This is a genomic window from Pseudomonas hefeiensis, from assembly GCF_030687835.1.
Lineage (GTDB): Bacteria > Pseudomonadota > Gammaproteobacteria > Pseudomonadales > Pseudomonadaceae > Aquipseudomonas > Aquipseudomonas hefeiensis.
Genome location: NZ_CP117449.1, coordinates 6,200,978 through 6,220,871 on the forward strand (window position 1 = coordinate 6,200,978; position 19,894 = coordinate 6,220,871).

Annotated in this window: 13 protein-coding genes and 1 pseudogene; 3 read left to right on the forward strand and 11 right to left on the reverse strand. The window is 54.9% G+C overall.

The window, feature by feature from the left end; genetic code table 11:
- Nucleotides 1-84: 84 nt before the first annotated feature.
- Both PSH57_RS28090 and PSH57_RS28095 read right to left on the reverse strand, forming a co-directional pair.
- On the reverse strand, nucleotides 85-837 hold the full coding sequence (locus tag PSH57_RS28090; RefSeq protein ID WP_305386849.1) for a hypothetical protein: 753 nt from the start codon (nucleotides 835-837) through the stop codon (nucleotides 85-87).
- A complete protein-coding gene (locus PSH57_RS28095) occupies nucleotides 834-1,097 on the reverse strand; it encodes a hypothetical protein (RefSeq protein ID WP_305386850.1) in 264 nt (87 codons plus the stop codon). The genes PSH57_RS28090 and PSH57_RS28095 overlap by 4 nt, the downstream gene beginning before the upstream one ends.
- 564 nt (nucleotides 1,098-1,661) lie before the next feature.
- Between PSH57_RS28095 and PSH57_RS28100 the strand changes: the two genes are divergently transcribed.
- Complete coding sequence (locus PSH57_RS28100; RefSeq protein WP_305386852.1) at nucleotides 1,662-2,291, forward strand: sce7726 family protein; 630 nt, start codon at nucleotides 1,662-1,664, stop codon at nucleotides 2,289-2,291.
- On the opposite strand, the gene PSH57_RS28105 is transcribed toward PSH57_RS28100, so the two are convergent.
- The 5 genes from PSH57_RS28105 to PSH57_RS28125 all read right to left on the reverse strand — a co-directional run bounded on the left by PSH57_RS28105 (nucleotide 2,288) and on the right by PSH57_RS28125 (nucleotide 9,713).
- Complete coding sequence (locus tag PSH57_RS28105) at nucleotides 2,288-3,352, reverse strand: beta family protein (RefSeq protein ID WP_305386853.1); 1,065 nt, start codon at nucleotides 3,350-3,352, stop codon at nucleotides 2,288-2,290. The genes PSH57_RS28100 and PSH57_RS28105 overlap by 4 nt on opposite strands.
- A 902-nt stretch (nucleotides 3,353-4,254) precedes the next feature.
- Nucleotides 4,255-4,677 (reverse strand): hypothetical protein, encoded by a 423-nt coding sequence (locus PSH57_RS28110; protein ID WP_305386854.1) that lies wholly within the window; start codon nucleotides 4,675-4,677, stop codon nucleotides 4,255-4,257.
- Nucleotides 4,670-6,754 carry a hypothetical protein gene (locus PSH57_RS28115; protein WP_305386856.1) on the reverse strand — a complete coding sequence of 695 codons (2,085 nt, stop codon included), beginning with the start codon at nucleotides 6,752-6,754 and terminating at the stop codon, nucleotides 4,670-4,672. Before PSH57_RS28115 ends, PSH57_RS28110 begins: the two co-directional genes overlap by 8 nt.
- The gene (locus tag PSH57_RS28120) at nucleotides 6,751-8,385 is read right to left on the reverse strand and encodes a hypothetical protein (RefSeq protein WP_305386857.1); all 1,635 of its coding nucleotides are present in this window, start codon (nucleotides 8,383-8,385) and stop codon (nucleotides 6,751-6,753) included. The genes PSH57_RS28115 and PSH57_RS28120 overlap by 4 nt, the downstream gene beginning before the upstream one ends.
- On the reverse strand, nucleotides 8,382-9,713 hold the full coding sequence (locus PSH57_RS28125; protein WP_305386858.1) for a tyrosine-type recombinase/integrase: 1,332 nt from the start codon (nucleotides 9,711-9,713) through the stop codon (nucleotides 8,382-8,384). Before PSH57_RS28125 ends, PSH57_RS28120 begins: the two co-directional genes overlap by 4 nt.
- 510 nt (nucleotides 9,714-10,223) lie before the next feature.
- On the opposite strand from PSH57_RS28125, the pseudogene PSH57_RS28130 reads away from it, so the two are divergent.
- Nucleotides 10,224-11,519, forward strand: a pseudogene (locus tag PSH57_RS28130) (YifB family Mg chelatase-like AAA ATPase); the annotation flags it as partial.
- Between the two features lie 6 nt (nucleotides 11,520-11,525).
- On the opposite strand, the gene PSH57_RS28135 reads toward PSH57_RS28130, so the two are convergent.
- The 3 genes from PSH57_RS28135 to PSH57_RS28145 all read right to left on the reverse strand — a co-directional run bounded on the left by PSH57_RS28135 (nucleotide 11,526) and on the right by PSH57_RS28145 (nucleotide 16,472).
- A complete protein-coding gene (locus PSH57_RS28135) occupies nucleotides 11,526-12,740 on the reverse strand; it encodes an aldose 1-epimerase family protein (RefSeq protein ID WP_305386860.1) in 1,215 nt (404 codons plus the stop codon).
- A gap of 646 nt (nucleotides 12,741-13,386) precedes the next feature.
- Entirely contained in the window at nucleotides 13,387-15,363 is a 1,977-nt protein-coding gene (locus tag PSH57_RS28140) for a methyl-accepting chemotaxis protein (RefSeq protein ID WP_305386862.1), read from the reverse strand.
- Nucleotides 15,364-15,551: 188 nt separating this feature from the next.
- Nucleotides 15,552-16,472: a LysR substrate-binding domain-containing protein gene (locus PSH57_RS28145; RefSeq protein ID WP_214913953.1), complete on the reverse strand. Its 921-nt coding sequence runs from the start codon at nucleotides 16,470-16,472 to the stop codon at nucleotides 15,552-15,554.
- A gap of 157 nt (nucleotides 16,473-16,629) precedes the next feature.
- Between PSH57_RS28145 and PSH57_RS28150 the strand changes: the two genes are divergently transcribed.
- The gene (locus PSH57_RS28150) at nucleotides 16,630-18,024 is read left to right on the forward strand and encodes a NorM family multidrug efflux MATE transporter (RefSeq protein WP_305416714.1); all 1,395 of its coding nucleotides are present in this window, start codon (nucleotides 16,630-16,632) and stop codon (nucleotides 18,022-18,024) included.
- Between the two features lie 47 nt (nucleotides 18,025-18,071).
- On the opposite strand, the gene PSH57_RS28155 is transcribed toward PSH57_RS28150, so the two are convergent.
- Entirely contained in the window at nucleotides 18,072-19,742 is a 1,671-nt protein-coding gene (locus PSH57_RS28155; protein ID WP_305386864.1) for a putative bifunctional diguanylate cyclase/phosphodiesterase, read from the reverse strand.
- Between the last annotated feature and the right edge of the window lie 152 nt (nucleotides 19,743-19,894).

The following is a 19,894-nucleotide window of genomic DNA, read 5'->3' on the forward strand; positions in this document are numbered from 1 at the left end:
TGGGTGGAGACATGGTAGTTGTGGTGTTTTGATTTCGGATCTCTAATGTTCCCATGCGCTTTGCAGGAGGTTTAAAAACCAGTGTCAAGAAACAGTTGCTTGAACAACCAAGTTTGCAGGACTGAAGAAGTACAACACTGCAAAAACAGCTAGAGCACCGCCAGCTCGTAGCCATTTTTGGAAGCGAACTTCCATAAAGCCTGGGATCACTGCGCCTATACCTGCGCCTGCCAAGGCTAGAATAGTCCTAAAGACGTTGTATTGGAAATCTGTCGGTGACGGGACAAATAGTGCGATTACCAGAATGGCAGTTAGGAAAATAGCGCCAAAAACAAACGCCAAAATTTTATCTACCATAATAAAGTTTTTTGCCTTCTGTTGAAAACCGTATACCGGGAGTTGGTTGTCTTTAAACTTATTATAAAGTGCTTCTTTTCTGTCGGGCGTAAGGTACAGGCAAACCATTCTTTGCATGTTAGCATAAGCTGTTGGTGTTGGCTCTATGCTGGAAAGATCATTCAGTCCAAGGTTTTTAAATTCAGTTCTAAGAAGCTCTAGGTGCTGTGGTATCGATTCGAGTATCGCAAAGCAATCTTCCGCAAAGCCCTGCGCCCAGTGTTTGCTTTCCCTTGCACCTAATAGTTCGCTATCGCCTACGAAAGTTTCAGCGCTGTTGAAGTAGGCTGTAGCTTTTCTCTGATAGGCTAGAAGAGCATCGCGTTTTTTAGTCTTGTTGGTTCTGTCTTCAGATAGAAAGCTATGTAGTGAAGTGATTAGATCGCTTCGAAACTCGCTGAGTTTTGCACGAATCCCAACTACCTCTAGCTCTTTGATCATCTTGAGGCTGCCTTGGCATCGGCAAGTGCCAAAGTTAGTAGTGTGTTGTAGTCCGAATTGTCGGCTCCACCAAGGGCTAAGAATTTGTGGGCAGGAAAATGCCGTTGAAAGATGATTAAAGCTTGTGTCTGTGTTTTAGGGGCCTTTTGAGAAAAATCTGCTGCCAGACGGGCCAGTTGATCTGGAGTCGGATTCCATTGCCACGGATGGAGAATTCTTTCGATCTTGGCTTTGAACGCCGCCAGGTTGTTGGCTTCCATGGCTAGCCCCTCCTCGCGTCGGCCAGTGCCAGCGCGAGCAACGTGTTAAGGTCTGAGTTATCCGCTCCCTTATATACCCATTCACCGAACCCAGGGCAGTAGCTCTTAACCACTTCAGCCCAATCCGTCTGATTGGCTGTCCGGCCTAGATCCCTGATCCGCTTGATTGCAGCTTTGATGCTGGCAAGCTGAGAGTCTGTAGGCTGGGTAGGTGGAAGGCCGAATCGCATACGCAGGGCGTGTGCTAGTTCTTGGTTTGCAGTCATAAAGCGTCCTTGTTCGATGTCATTCCCTAGATGCAAAAAACGGCAGCGAGGGATAGGTAGTGGGCTTCTACAGCGAGCAAAAGCAGACCTTTGGGCTTTTCCCGCAGCTAGTGCCATTATGATGGCAAATAATTTCGAATCAATGGCTACTATGAGTCCAGCAATTTCGGCGCGAGCGTTCCATGCCTAGCGGTGCGCAGCATGACGGAGTAAGGTCGGCCAGGGATGAGCAGGTGAGGATAGTAAACACTGGCCCAAGCTTCTATCGGGCGCATCCCCAGCCTCTGGCAAGATGGTCATGATGCAGGTACGGGCTTGTGGCCGTCGACGACCGGATGCTTTTTCGCGTGAGAAGCTTCAACTGTCTGTCTATAATCCGCGCATGTTGAATCCAACCGAAATCCGCCCAATACTCAAGCAGTGGGTCGCGAAAGCGATGCCCCATGAAGAGAGTGACGTCTTCATCGAGGAGTTGTGCTTCATCGATAAGGCCAGACGCGCCGATCTCGTTCATGCTAATGGGAAGCTAACCGCTTTCGAGATCAAGTCCCATGCTGACACCTTGACACGCTGGGAGGGTCAGCAGCGGGCCTATATGGCGTGCTTTGACGAAGTCTGGCTATGCTGCCATTCAAAGCACTTGGTAAAGGCTCTTGAGTCATGTCTGCCGCATGTTGGCGTACTCGTCGTCGATGACTATTCCGGCATGGCGATGATTCGAAAGGCGAAGCCCAACAAGCTCCAGGATAAATTCCACCTTACGGGGTTTTTGTGGCGTAGTGAGTTGGATGCACTCGCGAACCAGCATGGGGTGCCAACGAAAAGTCGCGACCTCATAAAAGAAGTGCGCCGCCAGCTCAGCGACGCCCTTCCCATGAATGTGATCAGGTCACATGTATTGGTCAGCCTGAAACAACGTTACCGTTAGAGCAAGTCATCGGCATCGAGGTCATCGATGTCGTCAGTATCTACGATGGACTGGATCATGGCGCAGATATGCTGATTGATCCTGTATCCATTCCATGTTCCGTTGTTCCCGTAGCCGGTAGATGTGGCGACAATTCTGCTGTACTCACGAGTAGCCCAGCAAAAATCATCACCGTGGTAACCCGGCAGCCCTCTGATTTCTTGGGCGATTTCAATGTACCGCACAAATTCCTTGTCCGAACCTTTGCGTCGTTGCCACCATTCTGTTGGTGTGTAATAGCAGGCGAAAGGAAGCACAGGCATGCCTCGTATGTATTCCATCGAGGCGGTTGGATTAGTGGCGGCGTAATCCCCATAGACAATATCCGACGCTATGCCGCTGGTATCGACCCTTGCTTGCCACGCAACGTCGTAACAGGCGGAGGAACGTGAAGTGTTTGAGGCCGGCTTATCGATAGGGAAGGAGGTGCTCATCAGCACCAGATTCGGTATCTGATAGGTATTCAGTTGACGCAGCGATACATTGAAATCCGAACCTGAGGCAGTATTGGCCGGGGCTGTGGCGCCGAAATCCAAAATCACCGTCGCGGTGTCTGGGCTTTCAAGAGCATCAAGGATTGATAGTAATCTGTTCCACGAAGTCGCAGTCGGGTTTTCCGGACAGGTAACCCTGATAGCTATATGTGGGAAATCGCGTTGAAGAGCGAGTGCACTTTGGATGACTGCTCGTTGGGGGTCATCATCAACCCAGGAAACCACTGGTATAACGTTCTGGTTGATGCCTGCCACATCTGAGAAGAATCGACGTTTGTTCTCAAACGCACCATGAGGATTATGCAGGTCATTCGTAGTAATGAAGGCCTCAGCAACGTCCTTCGCTACTCTTGAAACGTCCAGAAAAAAAGGATGCTCAGTCCAATTCGCCAGGAATGTTTGTAGGTGTCTGTCCTCGTCGCCTCGCATGTCCAACAGCGGAGCTACGACGTCCCGCCTGTGGTCTTCCAGATTTATCAGCGCCTTAACGTCATTCTGACCAACTCGTAAACAAGCCACGTATTGCATCTTGCACTCCTTGCATGCTGTGAAAAACGGCTTCGCCGTGACGCTGATTGCATAACGAGTAAAGGGCCCCGGCGATCAGCGAGCGTCGACATGCGGAACATATCGGTTTTGCTCACTGCCACTGGCCGACGTCATGCTTCCAGCGGGACGGCAGGTGGAGATTGGTAAGATATCACTTGGCCACTCAATAAAAGCTTTAATGCGCTGTTTTGGGATATGGGGTGCGCCTATGTCCGATAAGTCGGTGCGTTACTCGTAGTGGAGTTCACCAAACAGTCCGATCATGAGGTCACCATCCAGGATCTCAAAAGGGAGGGTGACGTACTGGTCAGGATGACGAGGCAGCGTTTGGGTGCTGATCGCGACCCTCACGGTTACAGCCACCTTCTCGGGGCCCCCGCCTTTCCTGCCTGAAGGCTTCGGCGCCGGCGAACGCTACTTAAGCGACCACATGCAGTTGCTCGCGGTGGTGTTCCTGGGGCTCTCGCGTTTGGCTGCCTTGTCAAAGCGGCCTCAGAAGTAGCTGATCAAACGACTGAAGCGTGAGCATGGCCTCAAGGTGAAGCCTACGTGGAAGGCAGGCATCGCGGCTGGGAGATATCTGAATGGCGCGGCCTTGCTGATCCTCGCCTCCTACCACACACAAGCCCTGGAGGCTCTTGCCTGGCTGGTACAGATGACGCTGCCTGTTTGACCTCTGAGTCTATCGGGAAAAGCTTCCTGTCCGGTATATGGCAGGACGCTCGGACGGCTCAGCCAGATGAATCAGGCCTGACGGCCACAAGTGCCGTCAGCTGGCCTTGCTGCGAAACTCTCTGCGCCTCCTTCGAGCGGCACAGCTGGACGGATCTGGACGGCAAGTCGGTATCACTCACCTTGTCGGTTGGCGCACTCGACATAACCTAGGTGAACACAATAGGAGCCGAGCCTTTGCCTGCATTGCCGTCTTCTTTGATTTTTGATGTCAGAAGTAGGATTCTGTCATTTGCTATCAAAAGCTTGGACAGCAGTAGGTCGCGTTCTTCTCGAAGGGAGTCCAGTTGGAGCATTGCATCCGCTAGCTGGGATTCAAAATGTGGATCCTTCTCCTCCGCAATCACCACCTTTGTGGACGTGCCCGTCGTTGTGGAGGCCTTCATTACAATCCAAGCCTGGATGTCTGCGACAAGCTTAGGATATCGAGACTTCCTCAAGGCAGAAGGGTCTCTACCGGCCTCCCTAGCAACGTTATTCTGAGAGACCGGGCTGCCGGGTGGAAGGATCAGGGTGTTTCCATACTTAAGCCTCTCGAAGGACGCACTGAAACCAAGCTCCGCCTTACCCATTATCATCACTCCGGAGAGTTTTGAGGGCTGCATCTATAGCCTTAATTTGGAACTCCATGGAAATATAATCCAAATCACCTGACTTGAAATCAACGAGGCGAGAAGTTAGTTCATCTTTAAGAGCGACTAATACAGCAACTTTACGTTTATCCCCCAGACCCTCTGCGCAGGTACCGCAATCGCCTACAAAAGTAATTCCACCTGATGAACAATAGCCTTTTTTCAAACATATACCGAAGAATGTTTCTCGGATCGAAAAAGACCTTGTGTCGGCAGTCTCGCCCAGGTCTTTGATGTCGGTCAAATCTACGAATTCGATGAGCTTCGCTTTATGCTCCTGACCATAGACAGAAACAAAATGATTTTCTTTAAGGCCCACAGCAGTTCTTGATAAACTTGCAACAATTTCAGCCATTAAGCCCTTACGCATTTCAGCGCTAAGATTGCTCTGAAAATTTGATATATAATAGCGAGTCATCGATGTATCCCGGTGTTTCGCTTGATACTGAGTTGATGACCTGCTTACCCCAGATTCAGTGGCGTCTATCAGTAGCGTACGTCTCAGCTGATGAAGAGCAAAAGGCCAAATATTGCCAACGGCAAATTCTTGTATGTCCAATGACGGGGTATACTTTTTGGCCAACAGGAAGTCTTCTTCAGTAATAGTGAGCACTCTTGTATCAAAAAGGTTAGGGCATACCCCCTGCCAGCCATTGTAGGAAAAATCCTTACAGAGTTCGACGCTCTTATCTAATGCTTCACCCCTAGCACGGCCCCAAGGCTCATAAGCACGTAGGAGCAGAAGAGGGTTGAGCATATCGGCGCCTACGACATCGCCCCGATTAAAAATTTTTGCGCACCTCAATCTCATTGCTGAAACGGCACCCAGCGCCTTTACGACCTCACCACTATATTCATCAGTTACCCAAAGAGCATTGGGGTCATTGATTGTCTTTGATGTGCCGCCACAAAGAAAGTAAGCCTTACCTAGAACTTCATCATCATCTGAAATAAAGCAGTTTGCTCTCAACTTAGAAAGCTCGCCTCTTCGCATGCCGGAATAGTTAGCAAGATAGAGCAAGCCCACATAAGAAACAGCGGTCAAATACGATGAAAAAATTCTCGCCCCATCTTGAGAGATAATCGTATCAAGATCTCTCCCAAAAGGCACCATCCACTTTCTCAATAACGGAGACAATCTATAGAAAGTAGAATAATGGTGAAAGGTTAAATACCTATGGCCATCTTTACCCAATGGCTTGATATTATGCGTGTCGCTGGTGACGCGCCCCTTAACCCGCTTTCGCTTATAATCAGACCCTTCGTAAAGATCGATCAAACGGTTTTGGAGCCTATCTAGCCGCTCTGATGATGAGATGAAATCATCCATAAACTCCTTAAGCCGATCTTTCTGGTAATTCCAAATCCGCCATGGAATACATGGCGTTTGTTGAAACTCTACTGGCTCAAGCATTCGCTGCACCAAGGTGCTCTCCCACGGCGCCAAAAAATAAAAGCCTAAGCGACCACGTCCAACATACAAAACGGCAATGAGCTGAAGCATAACGCTAGCGCGACGGTGAAGCCCGAACACCTTGCAGGCCTGATCCTCATTCATTGGGGCTTTAAGCACATCCACGTTATGCGAAGTCATTATGACGAAAAGGGCACGAAACTGCTTGTAGTAGTAGCTGTAAGTCTCAATCGAGATCGAGTGCCCACGGTTAATCCACAAGTACGCCATAACCATCTTAAACGCTTTCCATCCCGAAGCAGAAATTTCCCCCTTCGCTGAATTTGAAAGCCTATAAAAATAGAAGTTTTTTATTGTTCCAGACACACTTGAAAAATCCCATCGATCTTGACTATAAGTGACAAGCACCTGATCCTGTCCCGTGGACTCGTCCTTTTTGACCAAAATAGGATAGTCGTTATCTAGCGGAAACTTGAGCCCTGCCCCCAAGCCTTGTAATGCTTCCAGACTCTCCAGACCTTCCGAGCTTTCTGGGCTCTCTAGGCTTTCTAGGCTTTCTAGGCTTTCAAGACCATTGAACAACTCAGGATCCAACGCGCTCATAAACTGGCCACGTCTAACAAATGAATAAAGCCGCTCCACCGAGGGTGGTAATTTCCCATCTGCGTCTGCTGCGCAGCTTTTGTTAACCATCCCGCACATTTCTTTCCAGCGGTCTCAAACGCGCCAATGATTTGGTCAAGGCGACTTATTGCAGAATCCAACCCAGAAACATCCGCATTACTGCGCAGGGAAACTAACTTTTCACGCTCGCGTAAAATCTTATAAGAAAGAATAGACCATATATAAGAATATGTTTTTATGCCTTTGTAACTAATACAGAAAATGCAAAGATTCGGATTGACGCAATTTGGCTTCTCAAAAGCCGCAGGTAACTCTTTTACAGGAATAGGCTGGCCAGTACATTCTCCCACGAGTGCAGCGCGCTTAGCCTTTGCACTATTTCTATAGTAGTTCGACCACTCAGTGGTCGCTGCCTGGTGGTTTGGGCGCTCATAATATCTACCGAAAGTTTCCAAATCATGCTGGCCTATCTCAGCGGCGAGGGCGGGATCACCTGCTTTTCGGGCTAACCAGTTCTGCCGGGTTTTCCGGAGCTCTCCCGCTATAACAAACGGACGCTCCAGCTTCTTCATCAAACGAATTAGTGAACGAGGGTTAGGATTGTCGCTAACAGTTCTTCCGGCCTGTGGCAACTTACCGAATAACAGGTTGGTATGTTCGCTGATGCCCAGCGCTTTTCTGAACGCAAGAAAATCCAAGAAATAAGGCTTATACTCACCGTAAGCCGTGAATATAACTTCGCCTTGTTTTCGGCCTTTGTATGTGCGCGCTTCAAAACTGGCACCAACTGTGTAGAACTTTAGCTCCTGAAATTTGAGCCCTGCAGCGTCCGACAAGTTCATGGACGTCTGACTTATAAATAACATCAATTCAGTTTCCACTCGGACATTATATAAGGCATACCGAACTCTTAAACTTACATTTGCAAGCTTATCAGCCAGTAATTGTTCATGCTGAGTTAGGCCACTGTACAGCATTATCTCCTGACCATTTGACATCTTAAGCTGCGCTGGCAGAGGTCGCTGAAATGCTTCGATTCCTAAGCAGTTACGAATATCCATCAAGTCATCGATAAAGCGCTTAGCACTGCCAAGGTTTTGCTTATCTATTTGGGGGAATGCATTTTTTTTGCTAGGGGCCGTTAGCCCAGCATTTAATACAAAAAATTCCCGGCCCAGGCCTGTAGCGTTTCCGAGCAACGTCGCCATGCCACTAGCTTTCCCGTAACAGCCGTCCTCTTTAGCATCACCGCTATTAACACTTTTATAGAGGCTTTTGACCCATCCACAATATAGGCTGCAAGCATTTGCCTTGGTTGGGTCGATACCTAGTCCGTCACTGTACATATAAAAAGCCCGTACACGAGACACACCGCCTTCCAAAGTTCTGGGACTACCCCCTGATGAAACAATCCCGTTCAATTCCGAGTGAAGGGCGTAGACGAGCGGGATGCGTGCAGTCACCACGAGCCCAAGGACGTTACCCAGACGATATTCTTCAAATTTCTTTGTATGGCAGCCAGCGCCATTCACGTAAAGGCAAGACCTCAACGTCAGTGGGATTCGCTCCTCCCCATAAACCACACCGTCAAATTCAAGATCGTCTATCATTTACTGCGCTCGTTATATCTGCCCATCATTGCTGCAGTGTATTCATTGGCATATTTGGCTTTGATTTTTGAATTTTGCAGAAACCTAACGTATTTCATTGTGGTTTCGACGTCTTTATGGAGAAGACAGTCCCTTGCGAAGCTCAAGATATCTGACAGTGGTATGCTGGGTTCGCATTCCATCCCACACTGAACTATCGCCACACCGAAGGTTGCACGAGCTCGATGAAAGTGAAAATCATCGAAGTTCAAACCCATCTTCCTCGCCTTTTCTTTTGCCGCAAAAACAAGAGAGTTTATGGCGCTGCGATCAGTATCCGAACGACGACCGTAGGAGTTTCCATTTTTTGTTATGAATAACAGCTCGCCACAATCCTCAGATGCTCTATTTTCTCTAGTGATTCGCCGTATGGATTTGCAATATTCTTTCAGCTCATCTAAAAGCGCTGTGCCAATCATGACGGCCCCCTGCACCCCGAACTTAGTTGCAACAGGCGCGCCATCCACATTGGGCCCCACCTGTAACCAAGACAGCTCCGCATCAAAAAAATCAGGAGTGCCCCAGTTGACAGTATTGACTTTTAAATTACAGATCGACTCAATCCGTAGACCAGATTCAAACGCAATTCTAAGCATTAGATATAGGTCATAACTTAGATGATCGCGTGCAAAATCAATCAGCTCATTTCTATAGTCTATCGAAACTGGCATCAGCCCGCCTTCAACTCGATCTGCCGAGGCTTTGCGATTAGGAATAGCCAAGTTCGAAAAACTTACACTTACGGCTAACTCCCGGCCATATTGGTCAGGAACCTTAACTACCTTAACTCCGGTTACCTCAAAAGCAACGGCGCTAATGATCTTGTTTATCTGGGCCCATCTAAACAAGCGCAGCACGACAGACATTTTTGCGGAGACAGTTGATGGTGCTAGCTCACCGCTCTCTCTGGCGTCGATCAGGTGCTTTCTGTACCTGTTTATTGTCCTATCTGCAGGAATCAAGGGAAGATAATTCCATGGGCGCCCTTCGCTCTCTACAAATCGCATAAAAGTTATCAGGGCATAGGCCAAAGACCTTATAGACTTAATTCGTATGCCCTGAGTAGGGATGCTTTGGGCAAGAGCACCTAGCCAAAGATTCGCCTCATCCCATAACGCGCCTGTCGACCACCGCAGGATCGGGAACCCTAGGACGACGTAATTCTTCTGCCGCTTGAGGTCATGCGCGAATGGAAGGGCGTAGGAGGCGACACCTGGAGCCACTGTGATGTGAAAAAGGGTGAGGGTAATGAACTCCACGTAAGCCACGCATTTCGAACCTTTAGCCATATATTGACAACGCCATACCCTTACCGTACCATTAGATTATCCGGTCTATTCTGGAGATATCTGCTCGACCAAAGAAACGTATATTTTACGCCAGATTCACTCCTCGTCAATCTTGTAATTACCTTGACTTCTATATCAAAATCAAGGGTTTGGCTTGAGAAAAGCCTGATATGCCGCTCCGCATTCCCATCTCGCATTCCCATCTTGCTGCCTTAGTACAGTAGCCATCCAAGATTCAAGTACGCGGATTTCGCTAGGCTGCTCGTCGATCCTGACGATATTTGCCCTCCACACCCCCGACCCATCTACAGAACTTCTTAGATCTGCTTGCTGGCTCATCTCGATCCTCATCTCCAGCAAAAGCCGCCAGTTATCGCAGCGACAACACTTCAGTTTGGGTCACTGGAAATCCCTTGGGATCATCGAAACTTTATTGGTTAATTAGGGCTGGGCTGGAAGGTGTCCATATGGACATTTGTACTCTAGATGTCCATACCCCGGTATTGACCTGTAAACCTGGCGCCGGCGGATCTGCCGAAGGACGGCGGGCGGTTTGACCTGGCGATTGCCTTGGGGATCCTGGCGGCCAGCGTGCAGGTGCCGACCCTGATGCTGGACGATGTGGAATGCCTCGGTGAGTTGGCGTTGTCCGGCGCGGTGCGCCCGGTGCGCGGTGTGTTGCCCGCGGCGCTGGCGGCGCGCAAAGCCGGGCGTACGCTGCTGGTGCCGCGAGCGAATGCCGAGGAAGCCTGCCTGGCGTCGGGGTTGAAGGTGATCGCGGTGGATCATTTGCTCGAAGCGGTGGCGCACTTCAACGGCCACACCCCGGTGGAACCTTATGTTTCCAACGGGTTGCTCTCGGCGAGCAAGCCCTACCCCGACCTGAATGAAGTACAAGGCCAGGTCGGGGCCAAGCGGGCATTGCTGATCGCCGCCGCGGGGGCCCATAACCTGCTGTTCAGCGGGCCACCGGGCACCGGCAAGACCTTGCTGGCGAGTCGTTTACCGGGGTTGTTGCCGCCACTGGCTGAAAGTGAAGCCCTGGAGGTCGCCGCAATTCAGTCGGTCGCCAGTTGCGTGCCGTTGAGTCATTGGCCGCAGCGCCCGTTTCGCCAGCCGCATCACTCGGCGTCCGGCCCGGCGTTGGTGGGTGGCGGCTCAAAACCGCAACCTGGGGAAATCACCCTAGCCCACCATGGCGTGCTGTTTCTCGATGAACTGCCGGAGTTCGACCGCAAGGTCCTGGAAGTCTTGAGGGAACCGCTGGAGTCCGGACACATCGTGGTTTCGCGCGCTCGTGACCGGGTGCGCTTTCCGGCGCGCTTCCAGTTGGTGGCGGCGATGAATCCCTGCCCCTGTGGATATCTTGGCGAGGCCAGCGGCCGATGCTCGTGTACGCCTGACATGGTGCAGCGCTACCGCAATAAACTCTCAGGCCCTTTACTGGACCGCATCGACCTGCACCTGACCGTCGCCCGGGAAGCCACGGCGTTGAGCCCCAAAAGCAAACCCGGTGACAATACAGCTACCGTAGCCGAGCAGGTGGCCGAGGCCCGCGAACGCCAGCAAAAGCGCCAGGGTTGTGCCAACGCGTTCCTGGATCTGCCGGGGTTGCGTCGGCATTGCAAGTTATCCACAACCGATGAAACCTGGCTGGAAACCGCCTGCGAACGACTGACCCTTTCGCTGCGAGCGGCCCACCGCCTGCTCAAGGTCGCCCGCACGCTGGCTGACCTTGAGCGGGTGGATCGAATCAGCCGAGAGCACTTGGCCGAAGCATTGCAGTACCGGCCCGCGACGCCCTGAAGGGCATCATGGCTTGCTCAGGTCCACCAGCGGCGTATTTCGCACCTCGGTTTCCTGGGCGCCCTGGATTTCATCGATACGTTTGAGGGCTTTATCCACGGCGCCTTTATCCGCTAACAGGCTGTAGTGGATCTGGAACTGTTTCTGCTCTTTTGGCGCGATGGTGGGTACCAGGCCCAATGGCCGTTGATACCGGCGGTTATAAGAGAAACTGGTGCCCGGCTCCAGCCCGGTCACGTAACCCTGACCTTGGGTATCGGTGTTTTTCCACAGGGAGAACACGGGGAGCGTGCCGGTGTTGAAGCCCACCGATACACCGAGGCTACCGGCCTTGTTGTGCAGCACGGTGAGCGTGTCGCCCTTGGCATCGGCATAAGGCACGACGTTGTAGACGGTTTCGTCGTAGTCCTTGGTTGGTGCCCGGTAGGTTTGCCAATCCGCCAGATCGCCCTTGGCCTTGTCGTTGAACGGCGAGACCTGCTTGACCGGTGCCGCGAAGCGAGCCCCCTGCTCCAGGAACGGCGTACTGAAATTGCTGTGGTAGAGCGCCTGGTATTCCTTCGGATAGTCACCGTTGTTGGTCAGCGTGTCCTTGAGCGCGAAGGTCACGCTGCCGGGCTCGGTCAGCAGTTCGGTTTGTACCGAGAAATCGACTTTCTTGAAGGCTTGCTCCTTCAACTCGCCCCGCAGAGTAATCGCATAGGGCGGTTTTTCATCGATGTGCAGAGTCACTTTGTTGGCCGGGATGTTGGCGGCGCGGCCATGCAGGGTCAGCAGTTCGCCGTTGTCCATGCCGGGATGGCCGACCCATTCGTAGCCACAGCGGGTCACCAGTTCATTGAAGCCTTCGAGCCAACCCAACCCGCCGCGACCGTTGAGCTCGATGAACGACGGATTGACCACTTCCTTGACCGGCGAATCCCAGCCCATACGCACAGTCCCGACCGACGCTTGCAGCACGTTCATGCCCCGCGTCGGGACGACCGAGAGCTTCATGGTGCCGTTGTCGATATCGACGATGCTGACGCCTTCCTGTCGACCACCATGCAGAGTGCGCATCGTCACGGAAAAGGGCTTGTCGGTTTTCACGCCTAGCTGCTGGCTGGTGATTTTCCAGGGCTGAGCGGCTTTATCGGTGTCGAGCAGGACGTAATCCCAGGCCATGGCGTGGGACGTAGCGCTCAGGGCGCTGAGGGCAATGACAAGTTTGAGCGGAGTCATAGGAGCAGCCTTTTCTTGGAGTTGTGCGGTTTTTATAGACTTGAAGAAACGTTTCAGCAAGCTTAAAAACAGCGATAACCTTGAAAAAGGCAATGCTTGAACAAATTGCTTTTGCGGGGGGACGGGCTTGCTTTGCGATAGCGATAGGTCAGTTGCGCTGATGTTGGCTATGCCGCCGCCTTCGCGAGCAAGCCCGCTCCCACACTGATCGAGGATGACCGCAAAATGTTTGTCCACCGCCAAGCCCTATGAGAGCGCGCCTGCTCACGATAGCGGTAGGTCAATTGCGCTGATGTTGGCTATGCCGCCGCCTTCGCGAGCAAGCCCGCTGCCACACTGATCGAGGATGACCGCAAAATGTTTGGCCGCCGCCAAGCCCCTGTGGGAGCGAGCCTGCTCGCGATAGCGGTAGGTCAGTGGCGCTGATGCTGGCTATGCCGCCGCCTTCGCGAGCAAGCCCGCTCCCACATTGATCGAGGATGACCGCAAAATGTTTGGCCGCCGCCAAGCCCCTGCGGGAGCGAGCCTGCTCGCGATAGCGGTAGGTCAGTGGCGCTGATGTTGGCTATGCCGCCGCCTTCGCGAGCAAGCCCGCTCCCCTATGGATCCCGGGTGAACTTGCTCGCGACAGGACCAGCAGGACGCCTCAGCGGAACCGGTCAACCTCTTTGCGCAGGTCCTGCGCCAGTTTTTCCAGTTCCTTGGCGGTGATCGCCAGATTAGAGACCACTTCGCGCTGTTCGCTGTTGGCCATGGCGATGCTTTGCAGGTTGCTGCTGAGCAGGGTCGCGGTGCTGCTCTGCTCCTGGGTGGCGGTGGTGATCGCCGCAAATTGCTGGCCGGCCGAACGGCTTTGCTCGTCGATGCGCGCCAAGGCCGAGGCCACGTTGGCATTGCGCGACAAGCCTTCTTGCATCAACAAGTTGCCTTTTTCCATCGTGCTGATGGCGTTACCGGTTTCCTGCTGGATGCTGTTGATCATGCCGGAAATTTCGTCAGTGGCCTCACGGGTACGAGACGCCAGGCTACGGACTTCGTCAGCCACCACGGCAAAACCCCGGCCCTGTTCGCCCGCACGGGCGGCTTCGATGGCAGCGTTGAGCGCCAGCAGGTTGGTCTGCTCAGCGATCGAAGTGATGACACCGACGATGCCGCCGATTTCCTGGGACCGCTGGCCCAAGGTGTTGATGACCGTAGCGGTGCTGTTCAGGGCGCCAGCAATTTGCTCCAGCGACGAGGACGCTTCATCCATCGACGTACGACCGATGCGGGTTTGCTGGGCATTATCCTGGGCCAGACGCTCGGTGTTACCCATGTTATCGGCGATGTTCAACGAGGTAGCGCTGAATTCTTCCACTGCGCCGGCCATGCTGGTGATTTCGCCGGACTGCTGCTCCATCCCCTCATACGCCCCACTGGACAATCCGGACAGGGCCTGCGCGCGGCTGTTGACCTCTTGAGAGGCCTTGCGGATATGTTCGACCATGGTCGACAAGGCCTGGCTCATCTGGTTGAAGGCACGAGCCAGTTGACCGATTTCGTCGTGGCTCGACACGTTCAGACGCACGCTCAGGTCGCCGGCGCCCAGCGCCTCGGCCTGGCGCACCAGATCGCCCAGCGGTGCCAGTTTGCTGCGCAGTAGCCACACCGCCGAGCCAACGGCCAACAACATCGCCAGCAAGCTGCCGATAGCCAGTTGTGTACCGACACTCCAAGTCACGGCGCGAATCTCGGCTTTCGGCATGCTCGCCACCACCGCCCACGGACCGTCCTCGAACGGCACGGCGACGCTGTAAAAGTCTTCGGCGGTATCGCTCCAGAACGCACCTTTGCCCGGCTTCTTGACCAGCTCCTTGATGGTCGTGGTCGCCTTCTCCAGCGCCTGCACACCCGCTGGAGGAACCAACCATTTGTTTTGTTCATCCAGCACGGCCAGCGAACCGGTCTGACCGATACGGAAGCGCTTGAGGTTCTCGAACTGGGCGTTCTGTGCGTCGGTGTAATCGAATCCCACATACAACACGGCAATGATCTTACCGCTGCTATCGCGTACGGGTGTGTACTGCGACATGTAGAAGCGCCCGAAAAGCAGGGCGCGACCAATGTAGCTCTGCCCACTCATCACCGGGGCATAAGCCGGGCCGGCACGGTCGAGCAAGGTACCGATCGCCCGCGTACCATCCTGCTTGGTCAACGAAGTGCTCACGCGAATGAAATCATCGCCGCTGCGCACAAACACCGTCGCCACCCCGGCGGTTGTCTGCTTGAAGTCATCAACTTCCTTGAAGTTGTTGTTCAGCACTTCGCTGCCCAGCCTCAGGCTTGGAGCCTGCACGCCTGCTACCGCGACCGGCTCGTCCGGGTGCACGCTCAGGCCCACGCTGAAGCGCTTATCGAATAGCCCGCTCAATCGCTGCGTGCTTTCACGCAGGGTGCCATGGAAGGTATTGAGCTGGTCGGCCATCAGGCGCGCTTCGCTGGCCAGGTGTTCTTCACGGGTCGCGAGGTTGGCGGAGTCCAGCGAGCGCAAGGCAAAGACGGTGCTGCCGGAGATCACGATCGCCAGTATCACGGCAAGGGCGAGGCCCAGCTGTGAGGCGATTCGGGCACGAGGTTGAGACATGACGGCTCCTGGCCAAGTGACCGGATCATCCTGATCACGTCGCACACTCGGCAATTTTATTCGGGTGATGTGTAGGCAGTCCCTTTCTAATACGAAAGTACTACTTCCACACATTCGGCGGCGAAACCGAATACTTGAGCGGTTTGGAAGGAATAATGCCGGGTGGCTGGCACGCAAGCTTCAACGATTCAGCCAAGACGCTTTACGTCGGGCAATTGCATGGCCTTGACTTCACTCTGGAGAAAATCGCTCAAACGGCGCAAACGTTCACCTCCTGGCCGGGTTTTCGGCCAGACGAGGTAATAGTGCTCGCCGCTGGCGACGGCGGTAGGCCATGGCAGGCTCAAGCGCCCCTGGGCCACGTCCTCGGCCACCATCAACAGATCCCCCATGGACACGCCGTAGCCGCGCGCGGCTGCGATCATGCCCAGCTCCAGCGTATCGAACACCTGCCCGCCCTTGAGCGAGACCTGATCGGACAAGCCCATGCGCAAAAGCCAGTTGCGCCAGTCACGACGGTCCGGCGTGGGGTGCAGCAGTTCTGCGCTGGCCAACCGCGCCACATCCCAGGGCTGGTCGTTCAGCAGGTTCGGCGCACCTACCGGGATCAGTTCCTCGGGAAACAGCAAACTGGCCTCCCAGTCGGTAGGAAAATGCCCATTGCCCAGTAATACCGCGCAATCGAAAGGTTCGGTGTTGAAGTCCACCGAATCGACGTCCATCCAGGCACTGGTCAGTTGCACCTCATTGCCGGGTTGCAGATGCCGGAAGCGACTCAGGCGCGCCAACAGCCAGCGCATGGTCAGTGTGGACGGCGCCTTCATGCGCAGGATGCCATCTTCGCCATGCAAGGTATGACAAGCCCGTTCCAGCGCCATGAACCCCTCACGCACGCCCGGCAGCAGCAACCGCGCCGCTTCGGTCAACTGCAGGTTACGGCCACTGCGCTGGAACAGCCGACAGGCAAAGTGCTCTTCGAGTGTACGAATATGCCGGCTGACGGCACTTTGAGTAATCGACAGTTCTTCGGCGGCCCGGGTGAACGAGCTGTATCGCGCTGCCGCTTCGAATGCCCGCAACGCATAAAGAGGAGGGAGACGACGAGACATCGGGAAAGCTCCTATGGCGATATTACGCACCCTATCAGAAAGCTCTCAGCATGAGTTTTAATCATGCCAGTGATCGCTTTTATCCTTTTGTGCAAATCGCTGAGAGCGCCGAGAATCGCCGTTTTACAGCCTTGTTTGAACATGGAGTGTGATGATCATGCGGCATCCGGTGCGAATCGAACTGTGGGCTATCCTGCGGCTGGCAGGGCCGTTGATTGCCTCGCAGTTGGCGCACATGCTGATGGTCCTGACCGACACCCTGATGATGGCGCGCCTGAGCCCCGAAGCATTGGCCGGCGGCGGGCTCGGGGCAGCGACCTATTCGTTCGTCTCGATTTTCTGCATCGGGGTGATCGCCGCGGTGGGCACGCTGGTGGCGATCCGTCAGGGCGCCGGAGATGTCGAAGGCGCCACCCGACTGACTCAAGCCGGGTTGTGGCTGGCCTGGTTGATGGCGTTGGTGGCCGGACTCCTGCTGTGGAACCTCAAGCCGGTACTGTTGCTGTTCGGCCAGACCGAAACCAACGTCCTCGCTGCCGGCCAGTTCCTGCTGGTGCTGCCATTCGCCCTGCCCGGCTATCTGAGCTTCATGGCCTTGCGCGGCTTCACCAGCGCCATCGGCCGGGCCACGCCAGTGATGGTGATCAGTCTCGGCGGCACGGTGGCTAATTTCCTGCTCAATTACGCGCTGATCACCGGCATGTTCGGCCTGCCAAAATTGGGCCTGATGGGGATCGGCCTGGTCACGGCCATCGTCGCCAACTGCATGGCACTGGCGCTGGCCTGGCATATTCACCGACATCAAGCCTACCGCGCTTATCCGTTGCTCAATGGTCTGTCGCGACCCAATCGTCAGTACCTCAAGGAACTGTGGCGCCTGGGCCTGCCAATTGGCGGGACTTACGCGGTGGAAGTCGGGCTGTTCGCGTTCGCCGCGCTGTGCATCGGCACCATGGGCAGCACGCCATTGGCGGCGCACCAGATCGCTCTGCAGATTGTCTCGGTGGCGTTCATGGTCCCGGCGGGGATGTCGTATGCGATCACCATGCGCATCGGCCAGCACTACGGCGCCGGGCAACTGCTGATGGCGCGGCTGGCCGGTCGGGTCGGAATTGGCTTCGGCGCAGCGGTCATGCTGGCGTTCGCCATGGTGTTCTGGCTGTTGCCACACCCGTTGATCGGCTTGTTCCTGGACCACGACGACCCGGCGTTTCGCGGGGTGATCGACCTGGCGGTGAGCCTGTTGGCGGTAGCGGCGTGGTTCGAACTGTTCGACGGCGCGCAAACCATTGCCATGGGCTGCATCCGAGGGCTCAAGGACGCCAAGACCACCTTCCTGGTGGGCCTGGGTTGTTATTGGCTGATTGGTGCACCGGCGGCATGGTGGATGGCCTTTCACCTGAACTGGGGGCCGACCGGCGTCTGGTGGGGCCTGGCCCTGGGACTGGCCTGCGCGGCGGTGAGCCTGACGCTGGCATTCGAGTGGAAGATGAAGCGGATGATCCGCAGTGAGCCTGGGCTCCGGCGTTTCGAAAGCATCCAGGCCGAATGAGACTCCCTATGTGGGAGCGAGCAAGCCCGCTCCCACAAGGGGTTGTGTTAGACCACGAGGACCTGCGTCGACTGGCTGCCGTCAAGCGTCAAGTATTCAACCAACTCAGGCAACGGCAACGGCTTGCTGATCAAAAAACCCTGCACCTGATCGCAACCGTAACTTCGCAGCAAATCCAGTTGCTCCCGGGTTTCCACACCTTCGGCCACTACTTCCAGGTTGAGGTTGTGGGCCAGGTTGATCATCGCGTGGACCAACTTGCGATTCTCTTCGCGCTGTTCCATGCCACCGACGAAGCTCTTGTCGATCTTGAGCAAGGCGATGGGCAGGCTGTTGAGGTGCACGAACGAGGAGAAGCCGGTGCCGAAGTCATCCAGGGAAAAGCGTACCCCCAGGCGACCCAGGGCATCCATGGTCTGTTTGACCAGTTCGCTGCGGCGCATGACGGCGGTTTCGGTGAGTTCGAATTCCAGCCATTGAGCCTCAACCCCCCGCTCAGCGATCAAACGGCTCAGGGTCGGCAACAACTGACTGTCCTGAAACTGCCGGAACGACAGGTTGACCGCCATGTGTAACGGCGCCAATCCCCGCTCGCGCAGCGATTGCATGTCCCGTAGCGCCCGGGAAATCACCCAATAGCCCAGCGGCACGATCAGGCCGCTTTGTTCGGCCAGCGGCACGAACTCACTGGGGGGCAACAGCCCGCGTTCGCTATGACGCCAGCGCACCAGGGCTTCGAGGCCGACGATGGTGCCGCCATCCAGGCTCAGCCGGGGCTGGTAATGCAATTCCAGCTCGTCGCGACGCAGCGCCCGGCGCAGTTCGCTTTCCAGGTCAGCGAGACTGCGGGCATTGCGATTGATGCGTTCGTTGAAGATATGAAAGGTGCAGCCCTGTGTGCTCTTGGCTTGCTGCATGGCGATATGGGCGTGCCACATCAGCGGGTCCGCGCCGGCCTGGGCCCGGGCATGGGCGATCCCCAGGCTGCAACCGATCAGCAGGCTTTCGCCGTCTACCCAATAGGGTTCGGCCATGGCTTCGGTGATGCGCTCGGCCATCCATTCAGCCCGCTGAGGCGCCCGGCGGGTGTCGATCAACAGCGCGAATTCGTCGCTGCCCAAGCGCGCCAGTTGATCGCCGGCCTCAAGCGAACCTTTGAGCCTCGACACTACTTGCAGGATCAAACGGTCACCGGCCTGGTGGCCAAGGGAGTCGTTGGCGTGGCGGAAGTTATCCAGATCCAGATGACCGAGCGCCAGGCCACGGCCTTCGTTTTCAGCCAGGCGCGCCGTCAGCAGGGTCTGGAAGCCCTGGCGATTGGCGATGCCGGTCAGCGGATCCTGTTCGGCGAGACGCTGCAGTGTGTTTTCCAGCACGCCACGTTCGCGCACATGGCGCAGGCAACGGCGCAGAGTAGCCCCATCGAGTACATCACGTACCAGCCAATCGCTGACGCCATCAGGCGGGATCGTAGGCTCGTGCTCGAGCAACAGGACAGTCGGCAAACGGCAACGACCGGGTGCCGGTTGCAGCGCCGCAACAGTCAGCAGTACCGCGTTGTGGGTGTCTTCGAACAGGCTGCTGACCGACTCCCAGTTCGGGGCACTGATCAACACGACCGACGGCCCCATGGGGGTCAGGCACTCGCGCAAAATCGCTGACCATACCGGCTCTTCGGCCAATAGCAGCAAACGCAAGGGTTCGACAGACGTTGACAAGCTGACTCCCTAGACTCTGCAAGGTAATAGGCGCGGGGCATTATGACCTGCTGACCGCTAATGACCAATGCCAGTGGTTCTCAAACACTTGCTTTAGACGGCTTTTTTTACGTTCAAAGTCGAACGTTAGACGCAAATTCGCCCCACATCCT

Coding starts and splice junctions, on each gene's coding strand:
- PSH57_RS28135 (WP_305386860.1), bottom strand. CDS start 12,740: ATGACTCCGCTCAAACTTGTCATTGCCCTCAGCGCCCTGAGCGCTACG.
- PSH57_RS28145 (WP_214913953.1), bottom strand. CDS start 16,472: ATGTCTCGTCGTCTCCCTCCTCTTTATGCGTTGCGGGCATTCGAAGCG.
- PSH57_RS28120 (WP_305386857.1), bottom strand. CDS start 8,385: ATGATAGACGATCTTGAATTTGACGGTGTGGTTTATGGGGAGGAGCGA.
- PSH57_RS28115 (WP_305386856.1), bottom strand. CDS start 6,754: ATGAGCGCGTTGGATCCTGAGTTGTTCAATGGTCTTGAAAGCCTAGAA.
- PSH57_RS28150 (WP_305416714.1), top strand. CDS start 16,630: ATGCGGCATCCGGTGCGAATCGAACTGTGGGCTATCCTGCGGCTGGCA.
- PSH57_RS28125 (WP_305386858.1), bottom strand. CDS start 9,713: ATGGCTAAAGGTTCGAAATGCGTGGCTTACGTGGAGTTCATTACCCTC.
- PSH57_RS28090 (WP_305386849.1), bottom strand. CDS start 837: ATGATCAAAGAGCTAGAGGTAGTTGGGATTCGTGCAAAACTCAGCGAG.
- PSH57_RS28110 (WP_305386854.1), bottom strand. CDS start 4,677: ATGGGTAAGGCGGAGCTTGGTTTCAGTGCGTCCTTCGAGAGGCTTAAG.
- PSH57_RS28100 (WP_305386852.1), top strand. CDS start 1,662: ATGATGCAGGTACGGGCTTGTGGCCGTCGACGACCGGATGCTTTTTCG.
- PSH57_RS28105 (WP_305386853.1), bottom strand. CDS start 3,352: ATGCAATACGTGGCTTGTTTACGAGTTGGTCAGAATGACGTTAAGGCG.
- PSH57_RS28140 (WP_305386862.1), bottom strand. CDS start 15,363: ATGTCTCAACCTCGTGCCCGAATCGCCTCACAGCTGGGCCTCGCCCTT.
- PSH57_RS28095 (WP_305386850.1), bottom strand. CDS start 1,097: ATGGAAGCCAACAACCTGGCGGCGTTCAAAGCCAAGATCGAAAGAATT.